Raw genomic sequence first — 7,125 nt, 5'->3', positions numbered from 1 at the left:
ATGATACGCACCGGCCCCCTCCCGCGCCCCGACGGGGCCGGTGCGTATCATGGGAGGCGTTCATCGGTTGCCCGGTCGTCTCGACCACGGTGCTCCGAGCGCGTCGCGACGCCCAGGTGTCACCGGCCGCCCTCGACTGACCTGCACGATCGGCTGCCGGACCACCTGTGGCGATGCCCGTCGCGGATGCCCCCACGCGGGCGCGACGTGCGGCACGCCACCTTCACGAGTGAAGAGCAGTCCGTGACCTCGACCGAACCCACCACCGACGACGGCCTCGCGCCCGAGGACGTCGCCGTGGAGACCATCGACACCCCGACCGCCGCGTCCGTCCAGGCCGCCGACGTGACCTTCGCGGACTTCGACGTCCGCCCGGAGATCGTCGCCGCGCTCGCCGACGCGGGCATCACCACCCCGTTCCCGATCCAGGCGATGACCCTGCCCGTGGCGCTGTCCGGCCACGACATCATCGGCCAGGCGAAGACCGGCACCGGCAAGACGCTGGGCTTCGGCGTCCCGCTGCTGCACCGCGTCGTGGCCCCGGACGAGGAGGGCTTCGACGCCCTGCCCGCGCCCGGCAAGCCGCAGGCCCTCGTCGTCGTGCCGACCCGCGAGCTCGCGGTGCAGGTCGCCGGCGACCTGGAGACCGCGTCGAAGCGCCGGTCCGTCCGCATCGCGCTGCTGTACGGCGGCCGCGCGTACGAGCCGCAGATCGACATGCTGCAGCGCGGCGTCGAGGTCGTCGTCGGCACCCCGGGCCGCATGATCGACCTGATGAACCAGGGCCACCTGGACCTGTCGCGCGTGAAGTGCGTCGTGCTCGACGAGGCCGACGAGATGCTCGACCTCGGCTTCCTGCCCGACGTCGAGAAGCTGCTCGCCCGGACCCCCGCGTCGCGGCACACCATGCTGTTCTCGGCGACCATGCCGGGCGCCGTCGTCGCGATGGCGCGCCGCTACATGACGCAGCCGACGCACATCCGCGCGAGCGAGCCGGACGACATCGGCCAGACCGTCAAGAACATCAAGCAGGTCGTCTACCGCGCCCACGCGCTGGACAAGGTCGAGGTGCTGGCCCGCATCCTGCAGTCCGAGGGCCGCGGCCTGACCATCGTCTTCGCGCGCACCAAGCGCACCGCCGCGAAGGTCGCGGACGACCTGGTCGAGCGCGGGTTCGCCGCCGGCGCGCTGCACGGCGACCTGGGGCAGGGCGCCCGCGAGCAGGCGCTGCGCGCGTTCCGCAACGGCAAGGTCGACGTCCTCGTCGCCACCGACGTCGCCGCCCGCGGCATCGACGTCGACGACGTCACCCACGTCGTGAACTACCAGTGCCCCGAGGACGAGAAGACCTACCTGCACCGCACCGGCCGCACGGGCCGCGCGGGCAACAAGGGCACCGCCGTCACGTTCGTCGACTGGGACGACGTGCCGCGCTGGGGCCTGATCAACAAGGCGCTCGAGCTCGGCTTCCCGGAGCCGCAGGAGACCTACTCCAGCTCGCCGCACCTGTACACCGACCTGAACATCCCCGCCGGCACCACGGGCCGGCTCCCCCGGTCCAAGCGGACCCGCGAGGGCCTGGGCGCCGAGGTGCTCGAGGACCTGGGCGAGACCGGCAAGCGGCACTCGTCGGGCCGCGAGACCGGTCGGGACGGCGGCTCGCGCGACGGCGGGCGCGGCGGCCGGGACGGCGGCTCGCGTGACGGCGGCCCGCGTGACGGCGGCCGCGGCGAGCACGGCGACGGCGGCCGGCAGCGCAACCGCCGGCACGGATCCGGCGAGCGCCCGGCCGAGGCCACCGAGGGCTCGACCGGTCCCGCCGAGGGCACGTCCGGCTCGACCGGCCCCGCCGAGGGCCGCACCGAGGACGGCGGCGCCCCGCGTCGTCGCCGCAACCGTCGTCGCACGCGCGGTGGCGGCTCGTCCGCCGAGGGCGCCGCGGAGCAGCCCACCTCCACGGAGGGCTGACCGCCCCGCACGACCCGACGAGGGCGCTCCCACCACCGGTGGGGGCGCCCTCGCCGCGTCTGCCCTGCGCTACGCCTCGGGCGCGCCGTCCGCGGAGGCGCGCTCCGGCCACTCCTCCAGGAGCCACCGGGCGGCCTCGTCCAGAGCGCCGAGGTGCTGGTCGACCGTCGCCCGGATCACCGCCAGGCTCCGGCGGTGGTAGTGGTGCGTGATGACGTCCCGCATGCGAGCGATCGAGCTCCACGGCACCTCGGGCCTGGCCTCGCGTGCGGCTACGTCGAGGTTCTTCACCGCCTCGCCGATCGTCATCACGCGGTAGGTGAGGGCGTCGACCACCACCGCGTCGACGTCGGCGGCGATGACGGCGTCGGCGCCGCTGCCGGCCACGTGCGCGCCGGTCGCCTCGATCAGCCGGATGGCTCGCACCGCCTCCCGGATGTCCTGCAGCCACCGGTCCTGCGCGCGGTCGGTCACAGCGCCACCGCCTCGGCGAGGGCGTGCTCCGCGACGTGCGGGGCGAGGATCGCCTCGGCGGCCACGTCGACCCGCTCCCCGAGGATGGCCTCCAGGTCGAGGCGCAGGTCGTCCAGCGGCAGCAGGCCGACCGTCTCGACGTCCATGTCCACCAGCACGTCGACGTCCGAGCCCGGACCGTCCTCCCCCCGCGCGACGGAGCCGAAGACACGCACGTTCCGAGCGCCGTGCCGGTGCGCGGCGGCGAGGATCTCGGACCGGTGCGCCCGCACGCGGGTCATCCGCGCCGTGCGCGCGTCGAGTCGCCGGGGCGCGCGCACCAGACGCAGGTCGAGGCGCGCACCGGCCGCCGCGAGGAGGCGGTCGAGCGTGGCGACCGACGGCGAGGCCAGGCCCGACTCGTACCGGGACACCGCCGGCTGCGAGGTGCCGGCGCGGTCCGCCAGCTCCGACTGGCTCAGCCGCGCGAGCTCGCGTGCTTCCCGGATCAGGCCCGCCGTGTCCATGCGTCGAGCATACCGGTACCGGTATGAGCGACCGGTATGCGCGACCGGCAGGCGCCCCGCGGCCGGCCCGCCGCGGCGGGCTGGCCGTCAGGCGAGGGCCGGGGGTGTCGGCGGCGGGGGCTGGGTCGCCAGGGCCCAGCGGACGGCGCGCGTGACCGCGTGCCCGCCGGCGCGCGCGAGCGTCGCGTCGACCCACGGCAGGTCCGGCAGGCCCAGCGGCCGGCGTGCGGCCCGGGGCAGCAGCGCGATCGCGGCGCCCGCGAGCACGCCGTACGGGACCAGCGCGGGCAGGGGCACGGGCGGGCGCGCGAGCAGGAACCGGGCGGCCTCCCGCGCCTCGGGGGTGCCGCGCAGCTCCGGCACGTACGCGTCCAGGTCGGCGCGGAGCTCCGCGACGGTCTCCGGCGGGTGCTCCGCGCCGAGCGCCCGCGCGACCCGGGCGGCCTGCGTCACGTAGGCGTCGCAGCCGGCGGCGTCGAGCGGCCGGGCGCCGTACCGCTGGTGCGCCGTGAGGAACGCGTGCACCTCCGTGATGTGCACCCAGCGCAGCAGGTGCGGGTCGGACGCCGCGTACGGCTCGCCCTGCGGGGTGACGCCCGCGATCTCGTCGTGGATGCGCTGCACCATGCCGACCGCCTGCTGGGCGTGCTCCGCGGTGCCGAACGTGGTCACGGCGAGGAACGTGCTGGTCCGCTGCAGCCGGCCCCACGGGTCGCTGCGGTAGCCGGAGTGGGCCGCGACGGCCGCCATCGCCAGCGGGTGCCACGACTGCAGGAGCAGCGCGGTGAGCCCGCCGACGAACATCGACGCGTCGCCGTGCACGCGGCGGATCTCGTCGTCGGGCCCGAACCACCGGGGGCCGGGCGTGCCGTGGATCCGGTCGCGGACCTGCGCGCCGCGCGGACCGGCGACGCGGGCGAACAGCTCGCCGCCGAGCCGCCCGCGCAGCCGGGTGGTGGTGGAGGTCGTCACGCCGCGATCCTCACCCCGGGGGCGCCGCGCCGCGACCCCGCGCTCTCAGCCGGTCCTCAGCCGGCCTCGACGAACGCCCGCACCGCGTCGGCGACCAGCTGCACCGCGATGGCCGCGAGCAGCAGACCGGCGATGCGGGTGACCAGCGTCGTGCCGGAGTCGCCGAGCAGCCGGTGGATGACGCCGGCGAACCGCATCGCGAGCCACAGGCACAGGTGCACGAGCACGATGCCGACCGCGATGGCCGTCCAGTCGGCGAGGGTGCCGTCGCTCTGCTGCACGAACACCATCACCGCGACGATCGCGCCCGGCCCCGCCAGGAGCGGCGTGCCCAGCGGGACGAGCGCGACGTTGACCTTGGCGTTCCCGGACGGCTGCGGCTCCTCCGACTTGCCGGTCAGCAGCTCCATCGCGACGAGCAGCAGCAGCAGGCCGCCGGACGCCTGGAGCGCGGGCAGGGAGATGTGCATGTACGACAGCAGGCTCTGCCCGAACACCGCGAACGCCAGGATGACGCCGAACGCCACGAGGATCGCTTGGCGCGCGGCCCGGTTGCGCTGCTGCCGGGTCATCGCCCCGGTGAGGCCCAGGAAGATCGGCACCGTCCCGGGCGGGTCCATGATGACGAACAGGGTGATGAAGACCTCGGAGAGGAGTCGCCAGTCGAGCACGGTGCTCATGGTCGCACCACCGCGGTCCGGCCCTGGCGCTCGATCTCGGCGAGCACCTCCGGCGCGGTGGTGTGCTCCCCGAGCCGGTTGTCCTTGCCGGTGCCGTGGTAGTCGCTCGACCCGGTGACGAGCAGCCCCAGGCGGTCCGCGAGCGCCGTGAGCCGCGCGCGCTGCTCGGGCGTGTGGTCGCGGTGGTGCACCTCGAGCCCCGCCAGGCCGGCCTCCGCGAGCTCGGCGATCACGGCGTCGGGCACGATCCGCCCGCGGCCGTCGGCGCCCGGGTGCGCGAACACCGGCACCCCGCCGGACGCGCGGATCGCCTCGACGGCCTCGACCGCCTCGGGCGCGTAGTAGGGCACGTAGTAGCCGCCGCGGGCCGACAGGAGGTCGGCGAACGCAGCGGTCCGGTCGGCGACGAGGCCGAGCGCGACCAGGGCGTCGGCGATGTGCGGCCGGCCGACGACCGTGCCGGGCGACTGCTGGGCGAGCACGTCGTCCCAGGTGATCGGCAGGTCGGCCGACAGCCGCTCGACGATGGCCCGCCCGCGGTGCAGCCGCGCCTCGCGGGTCTGCGCGATCAGCCGGCCGAGCGCGGGGTCGGCCGGGTCCTGCAGGTAGGACAGCAGGTGCACGCTGACGTCGCGCGACAGGGCGGACACCTCCGTGCCCCGCACGAGCGCGACGCCGTGGGTGAGCGCGGCCTCGGCCGCCTCCGCCCAGCCGGACGTCGTGTCGTGGTCGGTGAGCGCGACCACGTCGAGGCCGGCCGCCGCCGCCGACGCCACCACCCCGCCGGGGGGCTCGGTCCCGTCGGAGGCCGACGAGTGGGTGTGGAGGTCGATGCGCACCGCGGAAGCCTACTCACCGGTGCACCCGGGCTCGGCCCGCCGGGTCCCGGGCGGTGCCAGACTGGGGGCCATGGCCACCGACACCACCCCCGAGTCCCCCGCGCCCGCACAGGCCCCGGCCGAGCAGACCCTCGCCGACCGCGGGCAGAACCGCAGCCAGCGCCCGTCGTCCGCCGCGTTCCTCGAGTGGGTGACGTCCGGCTGGGCCGAGCGTCCCGCGAGCACGGCCGTGGCCGCCGACGTGGCGCCGTTCGCGGCCGCCCGCCGCGCCCGCCTGGCGGCGCAGTTCCCCGGCGAGCGCCTGGTGGTGCCCGCCGGCGCGTACAAGGTGCGCTCGAACGACACCGACTACCGGTTCCGCCCGCACTCCGCGTTCGCCCACCTGACCGGGCTCGGCGCGGAGCAGGAGCCGGACGCGGTGCTGGTGCTGCACCCCGCCGCGGACGGCGAGGGCGACGAGCTGCCCGACGGCGGCCGGTCGACGCACCGCGCCGTCCTGTACATGCGCCCCCTGGCCGGCCGGGACACCGAGGAGTTCTTCTCCGACGCCCGGTACGGGGAGTTCTGGGTGGGCCCCCGCCCGACGCTCGAGGACATGGCGACGGTCACGGGCATCCGCACCGCGCACCGCGACGAGCTGCACGACGCCCTGGCCAAGGACGTCGGCGCCGACGGCGTGCGGCTGCTGGTCGTCCCGGAGGTGGACGAGGCCGTCGAGGCAGTCGTCGAGGAGATCCGGGCGGCCGAGGACGCCGGCGAGCGCGACGCCGCCCTGGTCGAGGCCCTCTCGGAGCTGCGCCTGATCAAGGACGCGCACGAGGTCGCCGAGCTGCGCAGCGCCGTCGACGCGACGATCCAGGGTTTCGAGCAGGTCGTGCGGCGGCTCCCCGAGGCGGTCGCGCACCGCCGCGGCGAGCGGGTCATCGAGGGCACGTTCCTGTCGCAGGCCCGCGTCGAGGGCAACTACGTCGGCTACGAGACCATCGCCGCCGCGGGCGCGCACGCCACGACGCTGCACTGGACGGACAACGACGGTCGGGTCCGCGCGGGCGAGCTCGTGCTGATCGACGCCGGCGTCGAGGTCGACTCCCTCTACACGGCGGACGTCACCCGCACGCTCCCGGTCGACGGCACGTGGACCGACGCCCAGCGCCGGGTCTACCAGGCGGTGCTGGACGCCGCCGACGCCGCGTTCGCCGCCGCCGTGCCGGGCAACCGGTTCCGCGACGTGCACGCCGCCGCGATGGAGGTCATCGCCGCGCGGCTGGACGAGTGGGGCATGCTGCCGGTCCCCGCCGCGGAGTCGCTGGCCCCCGAGGGGCAGCAGCACCGCCGGTGGATGGTGCACGGCACGAGCCACCACCTGGGCCTCGACGTGCACGACTGCGCGCAGGCCCGCCGGGAGATGTACCTGGACGCGGTGATCGAGCCCGGCATGGTGTTCACCATCGAGCCCGGCCTGTACTTCCAGGTCGACGACCTGCGCGTGCCGGAGGAGCTGCGGGGCATCGGCGTGCGCATCGAGGACGACGTGCTGATCACCGCCGACGGCAACGAGAACCTGTCGGCCGCCCTCCCCCGGCGCCCCGAGGACGTCGAGGCCTGGATCGCGGGCCTGCTCGGCCGCTGACGCCCCGGACGCGACGACGGCCCGTCCCCCGCTGCGGGGGACGGGCCGTCGTCGTC

7 protein-coding genes are annotated in these 7,125 nt (G+C 75.8%); 2 read left to right on the top strand and 5 right to left on the bottom strand.

The window, feature by feature from the left end; translation table 11 throughout:
• The first annotated feature begins 186 nt into the window (after nucleotides 1-186).
• Nucleotides 187-1,968 (top strand): DEAD/DEAH box helicase, encoded by a 1,782-nt coding sequence (locus QNH85_RS18825; RefSeq protein WP_282948862.1) that lies wholly within the window; start codon nucleotides 187-189, stop codon nucleotides 1,966-1,968.
• A gap of 69 nt (nucleotides 1,969-2,037) precedes the next feature.
• On the opposite strand, the gene QNH85_RS18820 is transcribed toward QNH85_RS18825, so the two are convergent.
• The 5 genes from QNH85_RS18820 to QNH85_RS18800 form a co-directional block, all read right to left on the bottom strand.
• Nucleotides 2,038-2,442: a HepT-like ribonuclease domain-containing protein gene (locus QNH85_RS18820; RefSeq protein WP_282948860.1), complete on the bottom strand. Its 405-nt coding sequence runs from the start codon at nucleotides 2,440-2,442 to the stop codon at nucleotides 2,038-2,040.
• A complete protein-coding gene (locus QNH85_RS18815) occupies nucleotides 2,439-2,948 on the bottom strand; it encodes a helix-turn-helix domain-containing protein (RefSeq protein ID WP_282948859.1) in 510 nt (169 codons plus the stop codon). Before QNH85_RS18815 ends, QNH85_RS18820 begins: the two co-directional genes overlap by 4 nt.
• An 87-nt stretch (nucleotides 2,949-3,035) precedes the next feature.
• On the bottom strand, nucleotides 3,036-3,920 hold the full coding sequence (locus tag QNH85_RS18810) for an oxygenase MpaB family protein (RefSeq protein WP_282948857.1): 885 nt from the start codon (nucleotides 3,918-3,920) through the stop codon (nucleotides 3,036-3,038).
• Nucleotides 3,921-3,976: 56 nt separating this feature from the next.
• Nucleotides 3,977-4,600 carry a MarC family protein gene (locus QNH85_RS18805; RefSeq protein ID WP_213280988.1) on the bottom strand — a complete coding sequence of 208 codons (624 nt, stop codon included), beginning with the start codon at nucleotides 4,598-4,600 and terminating at the stop codon, nucleotides 3,977-3,979.
• Nucleotides 4,597-5,439 (bottom strand): PHP domain-containing protein, encoded by an 843-nt coding sequence (locus tag QNH85_RS18800; protein ID WP_282948855.1) that lies wholly within the window; start codon nucleotides 5,437-5,439, stop codon nucleotides 4,597-4,599. The genes QNH85_RS18805 and QNH85_RS18800 overlap by 4 nt, the downstream gene beginning before the upstream one ends.
• Nucleotides 5,440-5,509: 70 nt before the next feature.
• Here QNH85_RS18800 and QNH85_RS18795 point away from each other — a divergent pair, with 70 nt between their 5' ends.
• Entirely contained in the window at nucleotides 5,510-7,069 is a 1,560-nt protein-coding gene (locus QNH85_RS18795) for an aminopeptidase P family protein (RefSeq protein ID WP_282948854.1), read from the top strand.
• Nucleotides 7,070-7,125 lie beyond the last annotated feature (56 nt).

This window comes from Cellulomonas endometrii, assembly GCF_949769265.1.
Taxonomy (GTDB): Bacteria; Actinomycetota; Actinomycetes; order Actinomycetales; family Cellulomonadaceae; genus Cellulomonas; species Cellulomonas endometrii.
This window is presented reverse-complemented; position numbering and strand designations above follow the sequence as displayed.

Excerpts from the sequence above, each read along its gene's own strand:
- QNH85_RS18815 (WP_282948859.1), bottom strand. The coding sequence starts at position 2,948 with ATGGACACGGCGGGCCTGATCCGGGAAGCACGCGAGCTCGCGCGGCTG.
- QNH85_RS18825 (WP_282948862.1), top strand. The coding sequence starts at position 187 with ATGCCCCCACGCGGGCGCGACGTGCGGCACGCCACCTTCACGAGTGAA.
- QNH85_RS18805 (WP_213280988.1), bottom strand. The coding sequence starts at position 4,600 with ATGAGCACCGTGCTCGACTGGCGACTCCTCTCCGAGGTCTTCATCACC.
- QNH85_RS18795 (WP_282948854.1), top strand. The coding sequence starts at position 5,510 with ATGGCCACCGACACCACCCCCGAGTCCCCCGCGCCCGCACAGGCCCCG.